The organism is Rhizobium sp. 05N430 (genome assembly GCF_056396985.1).
On record NZ_JBFTMO010000003.1, the window covers coordinates 579,167 to 602,054 of the forward strand.

Genomic DNA, 22,888 nt, shown 5'->3' on the forward strand with positions numbered 1-22,888 from the left:
CCCCGTCGAACCGCCGTCCGCCCGAAATCGGGCGTCTATTTTCGATTGTCGATGATCCCGGGCTCATGCCATAAGACGCGCATGACAAAGATCGATCGCACCCCTGAAAAATCCGACTTCGAGCATGTGAGCGAGTGGGTCTTCGACCTCGACAACACGCTCTACCCGCATCACATCAATCTCTTCGCGCAGATCGACAAGAACATGACGGCCTATGTGTCGGCGCTGTTGCAGATGGAGCGGGATGAGGCGCGCAAGCTGCAGAAGCAGTATTATTACGATCATGGCACCACGTTGCAGGGTCTGATGATCCATCACGGCATCGATCCGAACGACTTTCTGGAGAAGGCGCACGCGATCGACTATACGACGCTGTCGCCGCATCCGGAGCTCGGAGAGGCAATCAAGGCGCTGCCGGGGCGCAAGTTCATCTTCACCAATGGCAGCGTCAAGCATGCCGAGATGGCGGCGGGTGCGCTCGGCATTCTTGAGCATTTCGACGACATCTTCGATATCGTCGCCGCCGATTTCGTGCCGAAGCCGGCGCAGGCGACCTATGACAAGTTCACGGCCTTGAAGCGGGTGGAGACGAAGAAGGCTGCGATGTTCGAGGACCTGCCGCGCAATCTCGTTGTGCCGAAGGCGCTTGGGATGAGCACCGTTCTCCTGGTGCCGAACAACCTTGAAGACACGGTTGTCGAATGGTGGGAAAAGACCAGCGGCGAGGAGGATCACATCGATTTCGTGACCGATGATCTGACCGCATTCCTGGCCAAGATTACCGGCTGACTTACGAAAGTTTCATCCAGCTTACCTAGGTTTAATTGGGTTTTCCGGAACCGCAGCCTTACCTTTTGGTCGTGAAGGGATACGAACCGAAAGGAAGTCTCATGTACCGCAACAAGCTTATCCTGGCAGGCCTCTCCGCCGTTTTGATCGCCGGTGCCGCAGGCGCGAGCTTTGCTGCTCCCGGCCATCGCCCCGATGGGCCGCAGCACCATCGCGAGATGATGGGCGGGCCGCGTGGCGCCGCTTTCCGCGAGATCGCCTTCGTGCGCATGCTGAAGCAGTTCGACGAGAACAAGGACAGCAAGATCTCGAAGCAGGAAGCGATCGACGGCGTCGACAAGATCTTCGCAGCCGCCGACAAGAACAATGACGGCAGCCTGACGCCGGGCGAAATTCGCGAATATCATCAGGCGCAGCTCAAGGCCTGGCGCGATGCACACAAGGACGCCAAGAAGGATGGCGGCGACGATCGGCAGATGGCACAGAACGACGGCAAGGGCCAGAATGGCGGACCGGACGGCCACCGCTGGGGCAAGCGCCACGGCGGCGACATGATGTTCGCCTCGATGATGCGGCGCGTCGACAAGGACGAGAATGGCCAGATTTCCAAGCAGGAAGCCGAAGATGCGATGACCCGGCTCTTCACCCGCCTGGATACCAACAAGGATGGCTTCATCTCGATCGACGACATGCCCGATCGCCCTTTCCTCTAAGGGAGGAAACAGGAAGCCCCGCCGCTCACGCGGCGGGTTTTCTTATTCATGCGGTTCGTAGAAATCCTGGATGATTTTCCAGGCCTGATCGGCAGTTTCCACGAAACTGATGAGCTTGACGTCGTCAGGCGCGATCGTCCCAAATTCCGCAAGCGCCTCGAAATTGACGATCGTCCGCCAGAACTTTTCGCCGAACAGGATCAGCGGCATCTTTTCCATGCGGCCGGTCTGGATTAGCGTCAGGCACTCGAAGAATTCATCGAGCGTGCCGAAACCGCCGGGAAACACGGCGATCGCCTTGGCGCGCACCATGAAGTGCATCTTGCGGATCGCAAAGTAGTGAAAATTGAAGCTGAGCTCCGGCGTCACATAGACGTTCGGCGCCTGCTCGTGCGGCAAGACGATGTTGAGGCCGATCGACGGTGCGCCTTCGTCGGCAGCGCCGCGGTTGCCGGCCTCCATCACGCCCGGTCCACCGCCCGTGACGATCACGTATTCATGGAAATCATGCGCTGCCGAATAGCGTGAGCAGAGACGGGCGAACTTGCGGGCCTCGTCGTAATAGACCGACGCAGCTTCCAGGTTGACCCGCTGCACATCGTTGCGTGCCGCCCACGCGCTCTGGCCGGGCGCTGGAATGCGGGCGCCGCCGAACATCACGACTGTGGATTTGATACCGCGCTCGGCCAGCAGCATTTCCGGCTTCAGCAGCTCGAGCTGCAGGCGGATCGGCCGCAGTTCCTCGCGGCAGAGGAAATCCTCGTCGACATAGGCAAGACGATAGGACGGAGAGAGCGTTTGCGGTGTTTTCGGTACAGCGCGGGCGCGATCCTTGTCCGTTTCGCTGGTCTTCAGCGGATCCCAGACCCCATCCTTACGCCGGAGCTTGCCATTCTTACCCTTCGCCATTCAAAAATGCCTTTCAGTCCTTACCAAACGCGTCTTTAACGCCTTGAATCCAGAAACGATCTGGTTCGAAAAATCATTCCATTTTGGGCGCCCATGCGATAGAGCAGATCGCATCCCGCCGATCACAATTCCCGGAGGCCCTGTAGCCTTCAGGATAAAGTTCGAAGTTTAAGGAATTCTCATGAGCGCCACCGATCTTGCATCCCTCGAAAAGACCATCGAAGCGGCCTTCGACAACCGCGACAGCGTCAGCCTCTCGACCAAGGGCGAAATCCGCGATGCGGTCGAAGCTGCGCTCGAACTGCTCGATGGCGGCAAGGCACGCGTCGCCGAACGCGGCGCTGACGGCGCCTGGACGGTCAATCAGTGGCTCAAGAAGGCCGTACTGCTCTCTTTCCGCCTGAACGACATGGAAGTCGTCAAGGGTGGCTCGGGCAACTCGACCTGGTGGGACAAGGTCCCCTCGAAGTTCGAAGGCTGGGGCGAGAACCAGTATCGTGACGCCGGCTTCCGCGCCGTTCCGAACTGCATCGTCCGCCGCTCGGCCTATATCGCCAAGAACGTCGTGCTCATGCCCTCCTTCGTCAACCTCGGCGCCTATGTCGGCGAAGGCACGATGGTCGATACCTGGGCGACGGTCGGCTCCTGCGCGCAGATCGGCAAGCATGTGCATCTTTCCGGCGGCGTCGGCATCGGCGGCGTGCTGGAGCCGATGCAGGCCGGCCCGACGATCATCGAGGACAACTGCTTCATCGGCGCCCGTTCGGAAGTCGTCGAAGGCTGCATCATCCGTGAGGGCTCGGTGCTCGGCATGGGCGTCTATATCGGCAAGTCCACCAAGATTGTCGATCGCGCCACCGGCGAAGTCACATACGGCGAAGTGCCGCCCTATTCGGTCGTCGTCGCAGGCTCGATGCCCTCGGGCAACAAGACCATGGCGAACGGCCTGCCGGCGCCGCATCTCTACTGCGCCGTGATCGTCAAGCGAGTCGACGAGCAGACCCGCTCGAAGACCGGCATCAACGAGCTGCTACGCGACTAAGCTTGAAGTGACAGCCGGACATCGATCCGGTAAACAGACGGCGCTCTTTTTAACGCGAGGCGGCATTCGCCTCGCCATTTCTTTGCCATCCCCGCCGGATAATTCGACCGTCATGACCGCTACCAATCCCGTCGCCAATCTCCAGACACTCATCCGCTGCCCGTCCGTCACGCCGGCTGAAGGCGGTGCGCTTTCGGCGCTCGATGCCATGCTGTCGCCGCTCGGCTTCACGGTCGACAAGGTGATGGCGACAGAGGCTGGAACACCCGATGTCGAAAACCTCTATGCGCGCATCGGAAACGATGGCCCGCACCTGATGTTTGCCGGCCATACCGATATTGTTCCGGTTGGTGATGAGGCCGCCTGGACACACCCTCCCTTTGCCGCCGAGATCGCCGGTGGCGAGATGTTCGGCCGCGGCGCGGTGGATATGAAGGGTGGCATTGCCTGCTTCGTTGCGGCTGTTGCACGCCATATCGAAAAGCACGGCGCGCCCAAGGGCTCGATCTCTTTCCTGATCACCGGTGACGAAGAGGGACCTTCGATCAACGGCACGACCAAGCTGCTGCAATGGGCGGCGGAACGCGGCGAGCACTGGGATGCCTGCGTCGTCGGCGAACCGACCAATCCGGATGCGCTCGGCGACATGATCAAGATCGGCCGGCGCGGGTCGCTGTCGGGCAAGATCACCGTTCACGGCGTCCAGGGCCACGCAGCCTATCCGCATCTCGCCGATAATCCGGTTCGCGGCCTGCTGCAGCTGACGACGGCACTGATGGATCCGCCGTTCGACACCGGCACTGAAAGCTTCCAGGCCTCCAATCTCGAAGTGACGACGGTTGATGTCGGCAATCCGGCAACCAACGTCATTCCCGCGAAAGCGACGGCGAGCTTCAACATCCGCTTCAACGACACCTGGACCGCCGACACGCTGCGGGCCGAAATCATCAGCCGTCTCGATGCCGCCGCTGCCGAGGGCGCATTGCGCCCTGGCCGTGATGCTGTTCGCTACGAGATCGTCTGGGCTGATCGTCCCAGCCATGTCTTCTTGACCCGCAACAACGCGCTGATCGCGTCTCTGTCTTCCGCCGTCGAGAGCGTCACCGGCAAGGCGCCGAAGCTGTCTACGACAGGCGGCACGTCGGATGCGCGGTTCATCAAGGACTATTGCCCCGTGGTTGAATTCGGCCTCGTCGGCCAGACCATGCATATGGTCGATGAGCGCGTTTCCGTCGCCGATCTGGAGACGCTGACAGTCATCTACGAAACCTTCATCGAGCGCTGGTTCGAGAATGCCGGGGCTTAGGGAAGTCCAATATTATCTGGCCGGGCTCTGGCTGCTGATCCGTATGGATCCGCGCGGCTTCCGCTTCCTCGATGTCTCCGACAGGGGCGTGAACCGTTCGTTCTGGGCAATGGTCTGGTGCCTTCCGCCAATGGGCATTTCCTGGCTCTGGTGGCGCCAGGCCTTCCTGCAGACCATGCCACCGCATTACGATGTCGGGCTGCCCTTTTACCTCCGTCTTGGAATGGTGGAGGTGGCGAACTGGTTCGCGCCGCTGGTGCTGGCCGGGCTTTTGCTGCTGATCTTCAAGATGGGCAACCGCTTTGCCGCAGTCGTCGTCAGCGTCAACTGGCTGGGCGTGCCGCTGTCCTACATCAACGGGCTGCTGCTGGCTCTGGTCTTCTTCATTCCGGGAACGGTGAGCGTCGTCTCGATCCTGCTGCTGATTCTGATGATCGCGCAGGTCTTCATTCTGGCGCGCATCCTGCGGATGATCTTCCATGGACACGGGCTAATGGTCGGGGCGCTGACGCTGGCGCTGCTGGTGCCGACGATGATGCTTGCCGAATATCTTCAGAAGTTTCTCGGGATCTATCCCGCCTGACCCCGCGCGGGCACGACCTCGCCATCTTCCTTGGTAAATAGGCCGATATCCGGATTGGGAAGAAGATCCAGCACCAATTCCGAAGGGCGGCAAAGCGCTGCGCCTTTTGCCGCCACGACGATCGGCCGGTTCATCAGGATTGGATGCTCTACCATCGCATCGAGCAACTGACCGTCGGACAGGGATTGGTCGCCAAGGCCCAATTCGCTGTAAGGCGTGCCTTTCTCGCGCAGCAGATCGCGCACAGAAACACCCATTTTCGTAATCAGCGCCGCAAGCTCGTGCCGCGAAAGGGGCGTCTTCAGATATTCGATGACAACGGGCTCCTCGCCTGATTGACGGATCATAGCCAGAGTATTGCGCGAGGTTCCGCAGGCGGGGTTATGATAGATTGTCACCGTCATCGCTATCTGCTCCCTTGCGTCTGTCCGGAATCACGTCCGGATAATCGACCTGCATGAAATAAAGCCCATCCGGCGGCGCTACCGGCCCGCAAGCCTTGCGGTCGCGAGCTTCGAGGGCTGCCTGCACGTCATCCGGCGTCCACTTGCCTTCACCCGCCAGCTTCAGCGTTCCGGCGAAGGAGCGGATCTGGTTGTGGAGAAAGCTCTGCGCCGTCGCCCGTATCTCGATCAGATCGCCTGTGCGCGTGACATCCAGCCTGTCCAGGGTGCGCACCGGGCTATTGGCCTGGCAGTGAGCCGACCGGAATGTCGAGAAATCGTGGTTGCCGACCAGCCTCTGTGCCGCTTCATGCATCGCTTCATGGTCGAGTGTCTTCGGCACCCACCAGGCCTTCCCCGCTTCGATCGCAAGCTGCGCGCGGCGGGTGATGATCCGGTAGAGATAGTGACGGCGAAGCGCCGAAAAACGGGCATCGAAGAATTCGGGCACGGCCCGGACATCGATGATCGACACCCGCTCGCCGGCCAATCTCAGATGCGCGTTCAATGCGTTCTGAAGCTTGAAGTCAGCCCATTCCCTGGAGAAATCCGCGTGAATTACCTGACCGAGCGCATGGACGCCGGAATCGGTGCGTCCTGCGCCCCGTACGGAAACCGTCTCGCCGCTCAGTGACAGGATCGCCGCCTCGATAGCGCCCTGGACCGACGGGCCGTTGTCCTGGCGCTGCCAACCGACATAGGGCGCCCCGTCATATTCGACGGTCATCCGGTAGCGCGGCATCAGGCGAGCCTTGTGCCGGACGAAAGTGGCGTGCCGCGCAGAAAGTCGGCCGCAGGCAGAGGTTTACCGCCGGCCTTCTGAAGCCTGGTCAACCGGACAGCGCCGCTCGCGCAGGCCACGATCAGATCATCGCTCAGCAATTCGCCTGCCTGGCCATTGCCTTCGGCAAGTTCAGACCCGAGAACCTTGACGCGCTCCAGCTTGCCGCCGATCTCAAGCTCGAACCATGCGCCGGGAAACGGCGCCAGACCGCGGATGTGGTTGTGAACGTCGGCCGCAGCCCTGGCGAAATCGATTCGGGTTTCACCCTTGTCGATCTTGCTCGCATAGAGCACGCCGTCTTCCGGCTGCGGGGTCAGCGGCAGGTTTCCGGATTCGAGCGCGACCATCGCCTCGCCGATCGCCTTGGCGCCTGTTTGCATCAGTTTGTCATGCAACTCGCCGGCCGTCATGTTCGGGCCGATCTCGACCTCGCGGGTGAGCGCGACGGGACCGGTATCCAGCCCCTTGTCCATCTTCATCACCATCATGCCGGTCTTGGTATCGCCAGCCATGATCGCCCGCTGGATCGGCGCCGCACCACGCCAACGCGGCAAAAGCGAGGCATGCCCGTTGTAGCAGCCGTCGCGCGTGCCCGTCAGGATCGCTTCAGGCAATAGAAGGCCGTAGGCAACGACCACAGCAACATCTGCGTCGAGGGCGCGGAATTTCTCGCGCTCTTCCGGACCCCTAAAATTCACAGGCGTGAAGACCGGCAAGCCCAGCAGTTCGGCAGCTTGGTGGACTGGCGATTTCTGGAGGTCGAGCCCACGGCGGCCGCCCGGCCTCGGCGGCTGGCTGTAGACGGCAACGATCCGATGCCCGGCGTCGACGAGCGTGCGCAACGTCGGAACGGAAAATTCGGGCGTCCCCATGAAGATGATGCGAAGTGACATTCTATTCCGCCGTTTACCGATCAGCCGTCTTCAAACGGGTTTACGAGCTTGAGATCAAGCCCCTCGAAGTCTTTTATGTTGCGGGTGGCCAGCGCAACGCGGTTGGAAAGGCAGATCGCCGCGATCATGGCGTCCTTCGTTTCTATCGGCCGTCCCGATTTCTCCCGCTCGGCCCTGAGCAGTCCACACCGATGAGCCGCGTCAATAGTGAACGCCGCTATGCGACCTGCAAAGCCAGCTTCGATCTTCGCATATGCCTCGGTCAAGGCGGCGCGCCGCCGTCCTTCAGGAAGCCGCGCAAGGCCATACTGTATCTCGGCTATACTGATAGCACTGATGAAGAGCTCTTCCGGCTTGTATCCGTTCAACCAATTCAGCAGCCGCTCGCTGTACATCCGTCCCTCAAGCTCAGAGAGAACGTTGGTATCGAGCAGGATGTTCATTTGCCAAACGCGAGCGGCTCGTGATCGAGCCCCCGCCTTGCTGCCTCGATGTCGGCAAGCTCGTCATCGCTCCACGTATCTTCAGAAAGAAGCGATCGGAGCCACTCGCCAGCCAGCTGGTTCTGCTGATCTGCGGTGCCCAGCGATTTGCGAAGACGCATGATAGCCTCATCCGGAGGCTGCGCCCATTGGCGCGCGCACGTTCTTGAAGCTCGCGCTTCAAAGCATCGTCGAGATTTCGGATCAGCAAGTCACCCACGGACGCCTTCTATGATATCAGCGATATCATGGTGTTCGATCGCCTATTTTTCAACGACCTTCAGAGGACCTTGGACTTGGCGGCCTTGGTGAACTTCTTGATAACCATTTCGCGTTTCAGCCGCGAGATATGGTCGATGAACAGCACACCGTTGAGGTGATCGATCTCGTGCTGCAGGCAGGTGGCCAGCAGGCCGTCGGCGTCGATGGTCTGTTCCTTGCCGTCACGGTCGAGATATTTCAGCTTGATGACGGCAGGGCGCTCGACCTCGGCGTAATAATCCGGGATGGACAAGCAGCCTTCCTCATAGACGGAACGCTCTTCCGAAGACTTGAGGATCTCCGGATTTATGAACACCTGCGGCTGCTTGTCTTCGCCTTCGCGCGCCACGTCGATAACCAGCATGCGGCGCGGAACGCCGATCTGGATCGCGGCAAGGCCGATACCGGGGGCGTCGTACATGGTCTCCAGCATATCGTCGGCGAGACGCTTCAGCTCGTCATCGACGCGCTCGATCGGCTTGGAAGCCTGGCGGAGAACGGGATCGGGAAGAATGATAAGTGGCTTGATGGTCATGGCGTTCCCATAACCTATCTTTTTAAGCGAGGGAATTATCCCGGAAGTGCCGGAGGCGCTTTTTTATGCGCGCCTCCGGAAAATTGCCGTATTCGTCTCAGGCTGCACGGCGGCTAGGAGCGCTGCTGCGCATTTCCATCCGGGTACCGAAGCGCTGCAGCAGCTCCATCAGATTGTTGACTTCGCCGCGCAGGCGGCGGGTCTCGGCCGAGGTGTGCTCGACCATGCCGGAATTCTGCTGGGTGATCGTATCCATGTTGCGGATGGCAACGCTGACCTCGTTTACGCCAGTCGCCTGGTCGCGAGCGGCGGCGGCGATTTCAGCGACCACATGATTGATCATGTCGATGCGGCTGATCATGTCGCCCAGTGCTTCGCCGGTGCTGCTGACGATGCCGACGCCTTGGTCCACCTGTGCAGAGCTCTGCGAGATCAGGTTCTTGATCTCCTTTGCCGCTTCCGCAGTGCGCTGGGCAAGCTGGCGGACTTCCTGGGCGACGACCGCGAAGCCCTTGCCTGCCTCGCCTGCGCGTGCAGCTTCGACACCGGCATTCAGCGCCAGAAGATTGGTCTGGAAGGCGATCTCGTCGATGACGCCGATAATCTTGGCGATTTCATCCGACGACTTCTCGATGCCGGCCATGGCGGAAACGGCGCTATTCACAAGCTCGCCGGAATTCTTCGCACGCTGCTGTGTTTCGCGCACCGCATCCGAGGCCTTCTCGGCATTGGCGGCGGTCAGCCCGACGCTGACGGACAGCTGCTGGAGCGCCGCCGAGCTCTCTTCGACGCCCGCAGCCTGCTGTGCGGTGCGAAGCGCCAGATCGTCGGCAGCCTTGGAGATCGTGTCCGTGCCCCGCAGGATTTCAGCCGAACTGCTGCGAACCGAGCCGAATGACGTGCGCAGCGCGGCGACGGCGCGATTGTAGTCGTCGGCCATATGCTTGAAATTGCCCGGAAGGTCGGTAGGCAGCTTGGCATCGAGGTCGCCGGCAGAGAGCGCTTCCAAGCCGCGGCGCAGATGGTCGAGCGCCATGGCCTGGTCGGCCTCCGCTTTGGCGCGGTCCTCCTCCAGCTTGCGGCGCTTTTCTTCCAATGCCTCGAGATAGACGGAGATCGAATAGTCCATATCCAGCATCCCGGCCTTGATGACGGCGGAAAGCTTCTCGGCCAGTACCTTGCCCTGCTGGCGGCCGAACATCGACGGCCACTGCTTGTCCATGATGCCCTTAACGAGCTCGGACATGACGATCGCGTAGCCACCGATATACCACCGCGGCTCCAGGCCGATGCGGGCGTGAGTGCGGCCGACTGCGGTGACACCCTTCACGTAGGTTTCGTCGAAATTGCCACCAGCCAGATTGGCCCAATGGTTCTCCTGCGCCTTCTTGGCGTGGCCCATATGGGATTTGTCGGAGAAGAAGCCGGCAACGGCCGGGGTCTTGGCGATCTTCTGATAGAACTTGTCGAGCGCACCGCCGACCAGCGAACTGATGACAGGCCTGATCTCGCTCATCGTCTTGCGCGCAGCATCGTCGAGCTCGATGAAGTCGAGGCGCTGCTTGAGGTCGGATTGCGATTGCTGGCTGCTCATGATGTTCTCTGTCTGCGCGATGCGCGGTAAGGATCTGTTTCGGCAGAGACATTTCTAAAATATGGTTGAGCAATCGTTAAGCATGGCCACGATTTGTCGTCCCTCTCCCAAAGTGGACTGCGGCCTTTTGATCATACCAAAGCTACCTGTGAATTCGTTCACGTTTTGATCTGGTCAATGGTTTGAAGTTTGCTATGGTGGCCGGATGAACAATTCTGCCGACTCGCTCACCATCTCGCTTGCCGCCGTCAATCCGGCCATTCTCGCCATCGCAGGCGGCGCCATCGCCGCCATGGTCGTAGTCCTCGTGTTCTTGCTGTTTAGAAGCAGCAACTTGCGGCGCGAGCAGAATGAGGAAGCGGCGATCCGATCGGCGGAAGCCGATATGCGCATGTCGGAGCTTTTGAAAATCCAGGCGGAGATGCAGGGCCGCATTTCGACCATGGCGGAAGTGTTCGGCACGCGCCAGGCAGAGCTCAATCAGGCGATCAACCAGCGTCTGGATGGCATGTCGCAGCGGGTCAGCCACACGATCACCGAACAGACGAAATCGACCCACGAAAACCTGCAGAAGCTGCAGGAGCGGCTGGCCGTCATCGACGTTGCGCAGAACAACATCCAGATGCTGGCCAAGGACGTCGTCGGCCTGCAGGCCATCCTTTCCAACAAGCAGACACGCGGTGCCTTCGGCCAATCGCGAATGGAGACGATTGTTGCCGATGGGCTGCCGATGGGCGCCTACGCCTTCCAGCAGACGCTGTCCAACGGCTCCCGGCCGGACTGCACCGTGAAGATGCCGAATGGTGCACCGCCGCTCGTCATCGACGCCAAGTTTCCGCTCGAAGCCTGGAACGCCATTCGCGACGCCGGCGGACCGGATGCCACCAAGATCGCCTCGCAGCAGTTCCGGCGCGATATGGAAGTGCATATCCGCGATATCTCGGAAAAATATTTGATCCAGGGCGAGACCCAGGATACGGCCTTCATGTTCGTGCCCTCGGAATCAATCTTTGCCGAGGTCCACGAGAATTTCGAGCCGATCATCCAGAAGGCGCATCGCGCCCGGATCGTCATCGTGTCTCCTTCCCTGCTGATGCTGTCGATCCAGGTGATCCAGGCGGTTCTCAAGGACCAGCGTATGCGCGCGCAGGCGCATGTGATCCAGGGTGAAGTCGCAAACCTCATGGACGATCTCGGCCGCCTCGATGAGCGTGTGCGCAAGCTGCAAGGGCATTTCGCCATGGCGCAGAAGGATGTCGACATGATCGTCACCTCCGCCGACAAGCTGACCAAGCGCGGTTCGAAGATCGAGGCTCTGGAATTCGAGGCGACGGGCGATACCGGCAAACCAGAGCGCGAAGACCAGCCAGCAGCGAAATCGGTCGAGAGCCGGACAGGCCTTCTCAAGCTCAGGGTGGTTGACGAGGAGTGAGCCCTTCGGGCAGTGTCGCGCCAATTAAAGGACGGGACATCTACCATGATCACTGTGTTCGGCTCCATCAACATGGACCTCATCGCCACCACCGCGCGCCTGCCGAAGCCGGGCGAAACGGTCGCTGGAACAGGCTTTGCGACTGCTGCCGGCGGCAAGGGTGCCAACCAGGCTCTTGCTGCGCGCCGTGCGGGCAGCACCGTCAATATGGCCGGCGCAGTCGGCAAGGATGAGTTCGCCGCCCCCGCGATCGCGCTTCTTAGCGATGCCGGTACCGGACTTTCCAAGGTCAATCATGTGGACGGCCCAACCGGCACCGCCCTGATCCTCGTGGGCGGCGACGGCGAAAACATGATCGCGGTCGTTCCCGGCGCCAATGGCACCGTCAGCCCCGAAGATGCTGAGGCCGCGGTTGCGGCAATGCAACCCAAAGACATTCTCATGCTGCAGCTCGAGGTTCCCCCGGCCGCCGTCGAGAAGGCTCTTGATGCGGCCCGCAAGAAGGGCATCCGCAGCGTACTCAATCTCGCACCGCTGATTGCCGACGCGCCGCGCCTTGGGCGGCTAGCAGATATCGTCATTGCCAACGAGACGGAATTCGAGCTTCTGGCCGGACAGGAAGGCATGACCGCTTGCGATCGCGAGGCCGCCTTGAAGCGCCTTCACGGCGAAACCGGACAGACGCTGATCGTCACACTTGGCGCCGATGGCGTAATTGCCATTCGCGATGGCGAGCTCGTCCGGGCGAAAGGACTGAAAATCGAGCCCGTCGATACCGTCGGTGCCGGCGATACCTTCTGCGGCTATTTCGCCGCAAGCCTCGACGACGGTCTCGATTTTGACACGTCACTGCGCCGCGCCGCCGTTGCCGGATCCCTTGCCTGCCTCAAGGCGGGAGCCCAGCCGTCGATCCCGCTCAGCGCCGAAGTCGCAAACAAGCTATAGACTTTTCTGTTTCCGATACACTCTACAAAAACCCTGTGCTGCCAAGGCAATTCAGGGGTTCAATTCGTACAGTTTCATTCAAATTTAAGAGATTTCTGGCGATCTTTCCGGCGATCGTCAGGCTTCAATTTTAACGGCGCCTGGACTTTTGCACGGCTGCTCCATGACGGTGCGGCTCACCCTCGCCTGTGCCGGAAATGTTCGTCCGGCAAGTCGCCCCGCCGAGGCACCATGTTCATCTTCCGCATGAAGTCGCTTGCCGCAAAACTCATTGTCATCACCGGCGTCGCCATCGCGCTCGTCCTTTTTGTATCAAACTTTTTCCTCATCGATCAGACGCGCAGCCGCGTGCAGACGCTGACGATGGACCAGGCGAATCTTGAGGCAAAAGCTATCGCCAACGAAATCGCCGCCAATGTCGGCGAACTGGCGAGCGCTGCGCGCTCGATGTCCGGCGTTGTCGGCCGCGGCCACGAAGGTGGCAACTTCGACCGCAAGGGCATCATCAATATCCTGAAGGCCAATCTCGAGAAGAACGCCTTCGCGTTCGGCAGCTGGTTCTGCGAACAGCTCGGCGCCTTCGACGGCAAGACCACCGAGATTGCAGACAAGCTCGACGAGGGCACCAACAAGACTGGCGCGTTCACGCCCTACTGGTCAAAGACCAAGGATGGTGCGATCCAGTTCTCGACCTTCGACAACGACTACACGGCCGAATGGTGGAAGCTCGCTGCCGAAAGCGGCAAGGGTGCCATCACCACGCCTTACCTTGCTGAAGGCACGGATGTCCCGACGCTGCTGACCTCGATCGCTTATCCCGTCGTTTCCGGCGGCAAGATGATCGGTGTCGAAGGCGTCGATATCTCGCTGAAATCGCTGACCGACAAGCTGCAGGCCCTGCATCCTTTCGGCTCCGGCCGTGTGACGCTCGTTGCCCAGAACGGCAACTGGATCGTCGCGCCGACGAAGGAGCTGATGTCGAAGCCCTACGGCGACGCTGAGGGTTCGGCCCAGGTCAAGTCCGCCCTGAGCTCGATGAAGCCTGGCGTTGTCAAGAATCTCTCGCTCGACGGCTATGAGCCCTTCGATCGCGTCGTCTATCCTTTCGCCGTTCCCGATCTCAACGCCACCTGGGTCGTCCTCGTGGACGTGCCGCACAGCGCCATCAATGCTCCGGTGCAGGATCAGACCTTCATGATGATCATCGGCGGCATCGTGGTGCTCGGCGCCGTGATGCTGGCCCTCTATTTCGCCGTCCGCTCTCTCGTGCAGAAGCCGCTCGGCCAGCTGGTCGCCGGCGTCAAGAAGCTCAGCGATGGCCAATACGAGCAGCCCGTGGCCGGTCAGGAGCGTGCCGATGAAATCGGTTCGGTCGCCAAGGCACTCGAGGGCTTCCGCTTTGCGCTTGCCGATACGCGCCGCCTCGAATCCGAGGCCGACAGCCAGCGCAGTGCCGCTGAGTCCGAACGCAGCCGCTCCGAAAGCGAGCGCCAGCAGTCGGTCGCGCTCCAGCGCCAGATCGTTGCCATCGTCGGCGCCGGTCTCTCCGAATTGTCGCAGGGCAATCTCGGCCACCGGATCAACGACGAGTTCCCTGGCGAATATGCAAAGCTGAAGCAGGACTTCAACGCTGCACTCGCCAGCCTCGAAGAAACGATCAATACGATGAACCTCAGCGTCGGCAACATCGGCTCTGGCACCAGCGAGATCAGCAACAGTGCCTCCGATCTTGCCAAGCGCACGGAGCAGCAGGCCGCAAGCCTGGAAGAGACCGCAGCTGCGCTGAACGAGCTGACTGCACAGGTCAATTCGAGCGCTGAGAACGCCCGGACTGCTGCCGAGAATGTCAACCTGGCCTGCGAGGACGCCGAGAAGTCCGGCGAAGTCGTGCAGAAGGCAATCGCTTCGATGCAGGGCATCGAGCAGTCTTCGACCGAAGTGTCGCGCATCATCGGCGTCATCGACGAGATCGCCTTCCAGACGAACCTTCTGGCTCTGAACGCCGGTGTCGAAGCCGCGCGTGCCGGTGAGGCCGGCAAGGGCTTTGCGGTCGTCGCGCAGGAAGTCCGCGAGCTGGCGCAGCGCTCAGCGAGTGCTGCGAAGGAAATCAAGACGCTCATCAACACCTCGGCCGTCCAGGTCAAGGAAGGTGTCGATCTCGTCGGCCGTGCCGGTGGCACGCTGCACAAGATCGCCGATCAGGTGATGAGCATCAACGAGCTCATCCGCCAGATTTCCGCCTCTGCCAGCGAGCAGGCGATCGGACTGAAGGAGGTCAACCAGGCCATGAACCAGATGGACCAGGTGACCCAGCAGAACGCCGCGATGGTGGAAGAAGCGACCGCAGCCAGTGTCACGCTCAACGACGAGGCACAGACACTGAAGGCGCTCGTGCTGCGCTTCCGCGTCTCCGGCCAGGCAAACAGTGCGGCACTCAGGGCAACGGCCCAGCATATGCGTGCTCCCGCGGCCCCTGCCCCGGCCTATCGCGCTCCGGCGCCGCGCCGTGCCGCAGTCGCCCATGGCTCGGCTGCAGTCGCACAGGACAATTGGGAAGAGTTCTGAGAGCTATCCCATCTCAAACGAGAAGAGGCGCCCGGTCATCCCGGGCGCCTCTTTCATTTCTACACTTGAAAATCTCAGGCGGCGTTCGAGGCCTGCTCTTCGTTGAGGAAAGCATAGATCGCCGAGGCAGAGTCCGTCGCGCGAAGCTTGGCAACCAGATCCTGGTCACGCAGCACACGGGCGATACGCGACAGCGCCTTCAGATGGTCGGCGCCCGCGCCTTCGGGAGCGAGCAGCAGGAAGACGAGATCGACGGGCTGATCGTCCAGCGCTTCGAAATCGACCGGGCTTTCGAGCCTTGCGAAGACACCGACGATTGAGCGGACGCTGGCAATTTTCCCATGCGGGATTGCAATGCCGTTGCCGACGCCCGTCGAGCCCAGGCGCTCACGCTGCAATACGACGTCGAAGATTTCCCGTTCGGAAAGGCCGGTAATCTTGCTGGCCTTTGCCGCCAATTCCTGAAGCAGCTGTTTCTTGGAATTTACCTTGAGGGCGGGAATAATCGCATCTTGGTGCAGCAGGTCTGCCAATGCCATTTCTTTTTCCTTCTGTCGCCAAAGCCGGGTGATTGGAAGAGCGGCGCAACGCGCCGCTCATCGCCCGATCTCAGCTCTTGATATTGGCTGCGTCGATCCAGCCAATATTACCGTCATGCCTGCGGTAAACGATGTTTAACTGTTCCTTGCCCGGGCTGCGGAACAGAAGCAGCGGCTCGTCCGTCATGTCGAGCGCCATCACGGCGGTCGCAACGGACATGGTCTTCAGCTGCTTCGTGCTCTCGGCTACGATAGCCGGGGCAAAATCGTCGGGAACCTCTTCTTCGTGGTCAGGAACGCCGTCCATGACCGTATAGGCGACTTCCGCAAAACCGTTCAGATGATTTCCGGCATGATGATCTTTCAGCTTCCGCTTGTAGCGGCGAAGGCGCTTCTCGATGCGTTCCGAGGCGGCATCGAATGCGACCTGCGGATCCATTGCTTCTCCTGCAGCATGCAGCACCACCCCACTATCGAGATGAAGCTTGCAATCCGCAGAGAAGCGCGAGCTCGACTTCTCAACGATCACCTGACCAGAATATCCCCCGTCGAAGTATTTCGTGACGGCCATGGCCATTTGCTCCTCGATCTTTTGACGGAACGAGTCACCAATTTCCATATGTTTACCGGATACACGCACACTCATGGAGTTTCCCTTCTTATAGTGGTTTGCGGTACCAGTTTACGCCAAGCCTACCTCTCATCCAAGCACTTCACGCAAACTCAAGCAAGATCGGCTTAAGTCTCGTGCTTCAAGCGCCCTGAGGATGATGGGGATAAGTCTGAACGCTGTTTCACAGCGCCAATTGCGGCGGGCTAATAAAGGCAGGTTACCAAAAAGTCAACGCCAACCGCGGGAGTCCGCCTAGAAGCCGGCAACCTTTGCCAGCGCGCGCTTTTCGCGCCGGCGCTGAACCGAAGAGGCAATATTCATCGCTTCGCGGTACTTGGCGACGGTGCGGCGCGCCAGATCGACGCCGCCCTTTTTCAGCATGTCGACGATATCGTCATCGGAAAGCACTGCTTCCGGGCTTTCCTGCATGATCAGCGCGCGGATCTTGTGGCGTACCGCCTCGGCCGAATGACCATCGCCACCCTCCACCGCACTGATCGATACCGTGAAGAAATATTTGAGCTCGAAGAGACCGCGCGGCGTCAGCATGTACTTGTTCGACGTCACGCGGCTGACGGTCGATTCATGCATCTTGATGGCGTCGGCTACGGTCTTCAGGTTGAGCGGGCGCAGATGATCGACGCCATGCAGCAGGAAGGCGTCCTGCTGGCGGACGATCTCGGTCGCGACCTTCATGATGGTCTTGGCGCGCTGGTCGAGGCTGCGTGTCAGCCAATTGGCATTCTGCAGACATTCCGAGAGGAAGGCGTGATCGTCGCCATTCTTGGTGACATTCGCAAAATAAGCCTGGCTGACAAGCACGCGGGGCAGCGTGTCCGGATTGAGCTCCACCAGCCAGCTGCCATCGGACGATGGCCGCACGACGACGTCGGGCATGATCGCTTCTGAAGCGCCCGCCTCAAAGCCGCTGCCCGGCTTTGGGTTCAGCTGGCGGATCTCTGTCAGCATATCGAGGAGATCTTCCTCATCCACGCCGCAAAGACGCTTCAGGGTCGCAAAATCGCGGCGCGCCAGAAGCTCGAGATTGGAGACGAAGGCTTCCATCGCCGGATCGAAGCGATCTTTCTGACGAAGCTGGATTGCCAGACATTCAGCGAGATTGCGGGCGAAAACGCCGGGAGGATCGAGCGTCTGCAGTTCGGCCAATACCCGTTCGGCGTCGGCCATTGCAGCACCGAGGCGTTCGGCGGCTTCGGCAATATCGCCCTGAAAGTAGCCGGCCTCATCCAGCTGATCGAGAAGATGCTGACCGATCAGCCGGTCCGCAGCGTCAGTCAGAATGAAAGGGATCTGCTGAATGATGTGGTCCCGCAGCGAGACCTGACCGGCAACGAAGTCATCGAGATCATAGCCCTCGCCCTCGGAGCCGCCCGGCATCGATTTCCATTGGCTGAGAAGTTCCGGCGCATCGGCGCGCTGCGGCGCACCGTCATCCTGAAAGACGTTGGAATAATTGGCGTCGAGTTCGTCGCCGAGATGGCTGACACGGCCCTCGCTGCCATTGTCGTACCAGTCGCCGGAGAGCGCGTCGCCGCTATCGCCGTCTTCGGCCTGATGCGGCGCGTGCCCCTCATCTTCGCCGTCACGGTCGCTGCCCGTTTCCGCGTCATTTGACGGAAATTCCAGCAGCGGGTTCTTTTCGACTTCCTGGGCGATGAACTGGACGAGTTCGAAATGCGTCATCTGCAGCAACTGAATGGACTGCATCAGCTGCGGCGTCATGACGAGGGATTGGTTCTGTCGCAGGAAAAGATTGGCTGACAGGGCCATGGCGGACGCGAAACTCCCGTTCATTTCCTCCGGGAAACCGCGTCGAAACAAGAATTTCGGGCCGCGGATATCCAGTTGGCCCAAAAATTGCTTTTTTATTCTATTTGGTCAAGCGCAAGTATGGCGGAAGGTGAATTTCCGCCGGCTTCAATCCAATCAAAGGCTGAAATTGTCACCAAGATAGAGGCGGCGAACCTCGGGATTGTTGACGATGTCATTCGCGCGGCCATGCGTCAGCACTTCACCGGCATGGATGATATAGGCGCGGTCGATCAGGCCCAGCGTTTCGCGAACATTGTGGTCGGTGATCAGCACGCCGATGCCGCGAGCCGTCAAATGATGCACGAGGTTCTGAATATCGGAAACAGAGATCGGATCGACGCCGGCGAAGGGCTCGTCCAGCAGCATGAAGGTCGGGTCGGTCGCCAGCGCGCGGGCGATTTCCAGGCGTCGGCGCTCACCGCCGGACAGCGACACTGCTGCAGCCTTGCGGAGCTTGGAGATATGGAATTCTTCGAGCAGCTCGTCGAGCTTCTTTTCGCGCGCTGCCTTGTTCTTCTCGTGCACTTCAAGAACGGCGCGGATATTTTCCTCGACCGTCAGGCCGCGGAAAATCGAGGCTTCCTGCGGCAGGTAGCCGACACCCAGGCGCGAACGGCGATACATCGGCATCGTCGTGACGTCGTTGCCGTCGATCTCGATCGTACCTTCGTCGACAGGCACCAGGCCGGTGATCATGTAAAAGCAGGTCGTCTTGCCCGCGCCGTTCGGCCCAAGAAGACCCACAGCCTCGCCGCGGCGAACCACCAGCGACACGCCGTTGACAACGCGCCGGGTGCTATAGGTCTTGGTCAGACCGCGCGCAATCAGCGTGCCCTGGTAACGGCTCTTGTCTCCGGCGGAACCGTCCGCGGCCTGCGGCGCGGACTGGCCGAACATTTTGGGAAGCGAGAAAAGTTTCACGAGAGGGCCGGATCAGTTCTTCTTCTGGGACTTCGGATCAAGCTGGATCTGGACGCGGCCCCCGCAGCTATCCAGTTGCGCCTGCCCGGTCTCCATGTGAACGGTAAGCTGGCAGCCGGTGAAGACGTTCGGGCCATCGGAGAGAACGACTTTGTCGCCCTTCAGAACGAAGGTCTGAGCTGCCATGTCGAAGGCACCGTTGTCGGCCGTCGCCGTCTGCGTTCCGGAGCTGACGAATACCTTGTCGCTGACCAGAATATGGTCGATATCGGCATTGCCTGACGAGATCGACGCCGCACCCGCATCCGGCTTCGCCTTTGCATCGGTCGCCTGTCCGTCGGCTGCCGCCTTGGGCTTGTAGAACACGGTCATGTGCCCGGCCTGCAGGGTCGTCTTGCCCTGCACGACCTTCACGTTGCCGGTGAAATCGGCCTTGTGTTCCTGGTCATGAATTTCGAGCTTGTCGCTCTCGATCTGGATCGGCTCGTTCTTGTCGAGCTTGAGGCCATCCATCTGGCTGGTGGTCGCCTGCGCAAACGCGGCTCCCGCGATCATCAGAAGTGCCAGAGCGCCGCCGGTTGCTGCTGCGCCAAACTTACGTACTGAAGAGTGACAATCTTTTGTCATTAAATAACCCGGCTGTTAGGTGCCCTGTTTGCGGATGGCGGATGGATCAACGTTCATACGAACTTTCCCCTCGAACGTGATCACGCGACCCTTATCCGCCATCTTGAGGGAGTTCGCAACAACCGAAGTTCCCTCTTTCGTGATGGTAACGGGATCATCAGTCGACATGCTGCCGCCCTTGATATCGAGCTTTGCAGACTTGAAATCGGCTTTCAGTCCATTGCTCATGATAACGGTGAATGGCGAAGTCAGCGCCAGCTTGTCCGTCGCGCGGTCATAATCTGCGGAAGAGGCCTCGACGCTGGCGACCAGGCCGTCACTGACGGGAACGGCTGCCTTGATCGTCTCGAGCGTGATGAGGCTGGGGTTCTTGATATCCTGCAGCGCGCGCTCGGCGAGCATGGAGTAATTGATGCCGTCGGAATTGCGGCCCGAGATCGCAGGCTTCGCCATGACGACCTTGCCGTTCTCGATCTTGGCGCCTTCGATCTTGATATTCTCCGGCAGATAGGCCCGGATCATAGAGACGGCGATGAAGATCAGCGAGATGATGACGGCGGTAACCGGCAGCAGCACTTTCAGGCGGCGGACGCGCGCGGAGTGATGCAACGCAGCGCCATAGGCATTGCGCTCGGGTCTGGCAATTGCAGCCCCCCCGCCGCTGTTGATGGTGTTGAGCATCGGTCTGTCCGTGTCTGTTGATCGGCTTCCTATATAGGAACTACTACCGTCGATCACAGATCGTTTCGCATTATTACATTAGCTTGCCAATATGGATTTTTTTCTGCAACAAGCAACAAACGGATGAAAACGAGGTAAACCGGCATTTTCACAACACTATGCCGCCTTATCTCATGCCGCAGTGAATGAGGCCGCCGCCGGCCCTGGAGGACTTATGGACAGCTCGACGATCGCCGACCGCCGCAAACTTCGCCGGCGCCTCGGCTTCTGGCGCATCGCCGCAGCGCTGCTTCTCGTCGCACTCGGCTTCTCTCTGTACCAGTTCTTCCGTGCTGATATCGAGCAGAGCCGGCCGCAGATCGCCCATGTGACGATTTCAGGACTGATTACAGACGACGATGAGCTGCTGGAGCGGCTCAAGAAAATCGAGGAGAATGATCAGGTCAAGGGCGTGATCATCTCGATCTCCTCACCAGGCGGCACGACCTATGGCGGCGAAAAGATCTTCAAGGCGATCAGGGCGATTTCAGCCAAGAAGCCTGTCGTTTCGGATGTCAGAACACTGGCCGCTTCGGCCGGCTATATGATTGCCACGGCAGGCGATACGATCGTCGCCGGCGAGAGCTCGATCACCGGATCGATCGGCGTCATCTTCCAGTACCCCCAGATCCAGCCGCTGCTCGACAAGCTCGGCGTCTCGCTACAAGAGATCAAGTCCTCGCCTTTGAAGGCCGAGCCCTCGCCCTTCCACAACACCAGCGAGGAAGCCAAGGCAATGATCAACAGCATGGTCCAGGACAGCTATGCCTGGTTCGTCGATCTCGTTGCCGATCGCCGGAAAATGCCACGCGATGAAGTACTTAAGCTTGCCGATGGAACAATCTATACAGGCCGCCAGGCGCTGAAGGTCAAGCTTGTCGATCAGCTCGGCGGCGACCCCGAAATTCGCGACTATCTTGCCAAGCGGAATGTCAGCAAGGACCTGCCCGTGGTCGATTGGGACAAGAAGAGCAACACGCCTTTCCTGCTCGCCGGTGCGCTTTCAAAGGTCGCGACGCTTCTTGGTTACGGCGACCTCGTCAAAAGCCAAGCGCTTGAGGGCATTCTGCCACAAAAGTTGCTCCTTGACGGGCTCGTTTCAGTTTGGCAGTTTGGCCGCGATTGATAAGAAATCAATAATTTAAGGGGGCGACCGTGATCAAGTCGGAACTGGTGCAGATAGTTGCCGCGCGCAACCCGCATCTCTATCACCGCGACGTCGAGAATATCGTCAATGCCGTTCTCGACGAGATCACCGATGCACTGGCGGCGGGCAACCGCGTCGAACTGCGCGGCTTCGGCGCCTTTTCTGTCAAGAACCGCCCGTCGCGGTCCGGCCGGAACCCCCGTACCGGCGACACCGTGTTCGTCGAAGAGAAGTGGGTTCCGTTCTTCAAGACCGGCAAGGAACTGCGCGAACGGCTGAACCCCGGCCAGGCCGATCAGGACGACTGAGACCTGCCCTGCGGCGAAACCGCGCTTGAAGTTCGCCCGCCGATTCCTATTCTGCATAAAGTCTGAAAGCGCCGTTTGAACGCGGCGCTGATAATGCGCGGAGGCCATCCATGGCGAAGAAGATCACCAACCTTTTGATTTTGCTGCCGCTAGGCATCATCCTGATCATCTTCTGCGTCGCCAACCGGCAGATCGTGACGCTGGCCTTCAATCCCTTCCGGCCCGAGGATCAGGTCCTGTCGCTATCGGCACCATTCTTCGTCTTCATCTTCATCGCGCTGATCATCGGCATGTTCGCAGGCTCTGCCGTCACGTGGTTCAGCCAGGGCAAGCACCGCAAGCGGGCGCGCAACGAAGCGAAGGAGGCCGTGCGCTGGCAGGGCGAGGCGGATCGCCACAAGGCGCGCGCCGAAGAGATCGCAGGCCAGCTTCCATCGCGATAATCAGCGCGGCGGATCGAAGGTCAGTTCCTCATACTCGCCTTCCGACGACCTACCTCCGCTGGTAACGGCGAAGCCCCTGGATAGATAGAAAGCTTTCGCCTGGGCATTGTTGACCAGGCACTTCAGCCGGTATTTATGCCGTGGCCAGTCCGGAAGTGCGGCAAGCAGCGCTGTGCCGACGCCCCTGCCCCGCCATTCCTTGCGGATATAGAGCATGTGAATGAAATCGTCGGCTGCCCAGAGCGTCATAAAACCGGCGATCGTGCCATCGGTCGCCTCGGCGAGCCAGACGAGTTCGCCTTGCGTGTGAGCCGCAAAATCCTCGTGCCGGAACTTGTACGGATCGACCCAGGTGAAGGTCTGGCGGCGAACCTGGAGATAAATGTCGGCCAGCTCTTCGCGATCCGAAGGCTGCGGGGTCCTGATCGTCACGTTCATGCTTCAGGCTTAGCTTAGACATC

General features: G+C 60.1%; 26 protein-coding genes and 1 pseudogene. 11 read left to right on the forward strand and 16 right to left on the reverse strand.

Annotation, left to right across the window (positions count from 1 at the left end):
* Positions 1-81: 81 nt before the first annotated feature.
* Both AC1DJO_RS10285 and AC1DJO_RS10290 read left to right on the forward strand, forming a co-directional pair.
* The gene (locus AC1DJO_RS10285) at positions 82-789 is read left to right on the forward strand and encodes a pyrimidine 5'-nucleotidase (RefSeq protein ID WP_112385290.1); all 708 of its coding nucleotides are present in this window, start codon (positions 82-84) and stop codon (positions 787-789) included.
* Between the two features lie 101 nt (positions 790-890).
* A complete protein-coding gene (locus AC1DJO_RS10290) occupies positions 891-1,502 on the forward strand; it encodes an EF-hand domain-containing protein (protein WP_477970268.1) in 612 nt (203 codons plus the stop codon).
* A gap of 42 nt (positions 1,503-1,544) precedes the next feature.
* Here the strand turns inward: AC1DJO_RS10290 and AC1DJO_RS10295 are convergent, their stop codons facing one another.
* Positions 1,545-2,411, reverse strand: a complete 867-nt coding sequence (locus AC1DJO_RS10295; protein WP_477970270.1) for an LOG family protein — start codon at positions 2,409-2,411, stop codon at positions 1,545-1,547.
* A gap of 181 nt (positions 2,412-2,592) precedes the next feature.
* Between AC1DJO_RS10295 and dapD the strand changes: the two genes are divergently transcribed.
* The 3 genes from dapD to AC1DJO_RS10310 all read left to right on the forward strand — a co-directional run bounded on the left by dapD (position 2,593) and on the right by AC1DJO_RS10310 (position 5,342).
* Complete coding sequence (dapD, locus tag AC1DJO_RS10300) at positions 2,593-3,453, forward strand: 2,3,4,5-tetrahydropyridine-2,6-dicarboxylate N-succinyltransferase (protein ID WP_112538449.1); 861 nt, start codon at positions 2,593-2,595, stop codon at positions 3,451-3,453.
* Between the two features lie 112 nt (positions 3,454-3,565).
* A complete protein-coding gene (gene dapE / locus AC1DJO_RS10305; RefSeq protein WP_477970272.1) occupies positions 3,566-4,759 on the forward strand; it encodes a succinyl-diaminopimelate desuccinylase in 1,194 nt (397 codons plus the stop codon).
* Positions 4,746-5,342 (forward strand): hypothetical protein, encoded by a 597-nt coding sequence (locus AC1DJO_RS10310; RefSeq protein ID WP_112385285.1) that lies wholly within the window; start codon positions 4,746-4,748, stop codon positions 5,340-5,342. The genes dapE and AC1DJO_RS10310 overlap by 14 nt, the downstream gene beginning before the upstream one ends.
* Here the strand turns inward: AC1DJO_RS10310 and arsC are convergent.
* From arsC to AC1DJO_RS10350, 8 genes and pseudogenes are all read right to left on the reverse strand, one after another.
* Positions 5,330-5,746: an arsenate reductase (glutaredoxin) gene (gene arsC, locus AC1DJO_RS10315; RefSeq protein ID WP_477970274.1), complete on the reverse strand. Its 417-nt coding sequence runs from the start codon at positions 5,744-5,746 to the stop codon at positions 5,330-5,332. The genes AC1DJO_RS10310 and arsC overlap by 13 nt on opposite strands.
* A complete protein-coding gene (gene truA / locus AC1DJO_RS10320; protein WP_477970276.1) occupies positions 5,724-6,527 on the reverse strand; it encodes a tRNA pseudouridine(38-40) synthase TruA in 804 nt (267 codons plus the stop codon). The genes arsC and truA overlap by 23 nt, the downstream gene beginning before the upstream one ends.
* Positions 6,527-7,462 carry a methionyl-tRNA formyltransferase gene (gene fmt, locus AC1DJO_RS10325; RefSeq protein WP_477970278.1) on the reverse strand — a complete coding sequence of 312 codons (936 nt, stop codon included), beginning with the start codon at positions 7,460-7,462 and terminating at the stop codon, positions 6,527-6,529. The genes truA and fmt overlap by 1 nt, the downstream gene beginning before the upstream one ends.
* 20 nt (positions 7,463-7,482) lie before the next feature.
* Positions 7,483-7,905, reverse strand: a complete 423-nt coding sequence (locus AC1DJO_RS10330) for a PIN domain-containing protein (protein ID WP_477970280.1) — start codon at positions 7,903-7,905, stop codon at positions 7,483-7,485.
* Entirely contained in the window at positions 7,902-8,066 is a 165-nt protein-coding gene (locus AC1DJO_RS10335) for a hypothetical protein (RefSeq protein ID WP_477970332.1), read from the reverse strand. The genes AC1DJO_RS10330 and AC1DJO_RS10335 overlap by 4 nt, the downstream gene beginning before the upstream one ends.
* Positions 8,067-8,089: 23 nt before the next feature.
* Positions 8,090-8,164: pseudogene (locus AC1DJO_RS10340) on the reverse strand (FitA-like ribbon-helix-helix domain-containing protein); the annotation flags it as partial.
* A 60-nt stretch (positions 8,165-8,224) separates the two neighbouring features.
* The gene (def, locus tag AC1DJO_RS10345) at positions 8,225-8,740 is read right to left on the reverse strand and encodes a peptide deformylase (RefSeq protein ID WP_477970282.1); all 516 of its coding nucleotides are present in this window, start codon (positions 8,738-8,740) and stop codon (positions 8,225-8,227) included.
* Between the two features lie 97 nt (positions 8,741-8,837).
* Positions 8,838-10,334 (reverse strand): methyl-accepting chemotaxis protein, encoded by a 1,497-nt coding sequence (locus AC1DJO_RS10350; protein ID WP_477970284.1) that lies wholly within the window; start codon positions 10,332-10,334, stop codon positions 8,838-8,840.
* Positions 10,335-10,539: 205 nt separating this feature from the next.
* Between AC1DJO_RS10350 and AC1DJO_RS10355 the strand changes: the two genes are divergently transcribed.
* The 3 genes from AC1DJO_RS10355 to AC1DJO_RS10365 all read left to right on the forward strand — a co-directional run bounded on the left by AC1DJO_RS10355 (position 10,540) and on the right by AC1DJO_RS10365 (position 15,276).
* A complete protein-coding gene (locus AC1DJO_RS10355) occupies positions 10,540-11,766 on the forward strand; it encodes a DNA recombination protein RmuC (protein ID WP_112385277.1) in 1,227 nt (408 codons plus the stop codon).
* 45 nt (positions 11,767-11,811) lie between these two features.
* The gene (locus AC1DJO_RS10360) at positions 11,812-12,711 is read left to right on the forward strand and encodes a ribokinase (RefSeq protein WP_477970286.1); all 900 of its coding nucleotides are present in this window, start codon (positions 11,812-11,814) and stop codon (positions 12,709-12,711) included.
* 231 nt (positions 12,712-12,942) lie between these two features.
* Positions 12,943-15,276, forward strand: a complete 2,334-nt coding sequence (locus AC1DJO_RS10365) for a methyl-accepting chemotaxis protein (protein WP_477970288.1) — start codon at positions 12,943-12,945, stop codon at positions 15,274-15,276.
* Between the two features lie 74 nt (positions 15,277-15,350).
* On the opposite strand, the gene ptsN is transcribed toward AC1DJO_RS10365, so the two are convergent.
* The 6 genes from ptsN to lptC form a co-directional block, all read right to left on the reverse strand.
* A complete protein-coding gene (gene ptsN / locus AC1DJO_RS10370; protein ID WP_112385274.1) occupies positions 15,351-15,815 on the reverse strand; it encodes a PTS IIA-like nitrogen regulatory protein PtsN in 465 nt (154 codons plus the stop codon).
* Between the two features lie 70 nt (positions 15,816-15,885).
* Positions 15,886-16,461 (reverse strand): ribosome hibernation-promoting factor, HPF/YfiA family, encoded by a 576-nt coding sequence (hpf, locus tag AC1DJO_RS10375; protein WP_112385273.1) that lies wholly within the window; start codon positions 16,459-16,461, stop codon positions 15,886-15,888.
* A gap of 219 nt (positions 16,462-16,680) precedes the next feature.
* The gene (gene rpoN, locus AC1DJO_RS10380; RefSeq protein WP_477970290.1) at positions 16,681-18,219 is read right to left on the reverse strand and encodes an RNA polymerase factor sigma-54; all 1,539 of its coding nucleotides are present in this window, start codon (positions 18,217-18,219) and stop codon (positions 16,681-16,683) included.
* 156 nt (positions 18,220-18,375) lie between these two features.
* On the reverse strand, positions 18,376-19,158 hold the full coding sequence (gene lptB, locus AC1DJO_RS10385) for an LPS export ABC transporter ATP-binding protein (RefSeq protein WP_112385271.1): 783 nt from the start codon (positions 19,156-19,158) through the stop codon (positions 18,376-18,378).
* Between the two features lie 36 nt (positions 19,159-19,194).
* The gene (locus tag AC1DJO_RS10390) at positions 19,195-19,809 is read right to left on the reverse strand and encodes an LptA/OstA family protein (RefSeq protein WP_112385270.1); all 615 of its coding nucleotides are present in this window, start codon (positions 19,807-19,809) and stop codon (positions 19,195-19,197) included.
* Between the two features lie 15 nt (positions 19,810-19,824).
* A complete protein-coding gene (gene lptC / locus AC1DJO_RS10395) occupies positions 19,825-20,490 on the reverse strand; it encodes an LPS export ABC transporter periplasmic protein LptC (protein WP_112385269.1) in 666 nt (221 codons plus the stop codon).
* Positions 20,491-20,704: 214 nt separating this feature from the next.
* Between lptC and sppA the strand changes: the two genes are divergently transcribed.
* From sppA to AC1DJO_RS10410, 3 genes are all read left to right on the forward strand, one after another.
* Positions 20,705-21,655: a signal peptide peptidase SppA gene (gene sppA / locus AC1DJO_RS10400; protein WP_477970292.1), complete on the forward strand. Its 951-nt coding sequence runs from the start codon at positions 20,705-20,707 to the stop codon at positions 21,653-21,655.
* 29 nt (positions 21,656-21,684) lie between these two features.
* A complete protein-coding gene (locus AC1DJO_RS10405; RefSeq protein ID WP_018898213.1) occupies positions 21,685-21,984 on the forward strand; it encodes an integration host factor subunit beta in 300 nt (99 codons plus the stop codon).
* A 110-nt stretch (positions 21,985-22,094) separates the two neighbouring features.
* On the forward strand, positions 22,095-22,427 hold the full coding sequence (locus tag AC1DJO_RS10410; protein ID WP_477970294.1) for a LapA family protein: 333 nt from the start codon (positions 22,095-22,097) through the stop codon (positions 22,425-22,427).
* Here AC1DJO_RS10410 and AC1DJO_RS10415 read toward each other — a convergent pair whose 3' ends face one another.
* Positions 22,428-22,865: an N-acetyltransferase family protein gene (locus tag AC1DJO_RS10415; RefSeq protein WP_477970296.1), complete on the reverse strand. Its 438-nt coding sequence runs from the start codon at positions 22,863-22,865 to the stop codon at positions 22,428-22,430. It abuts the gene before it with no gap.
* Positions 22,866-22,888: the final 23 nt, after the last annotated feature.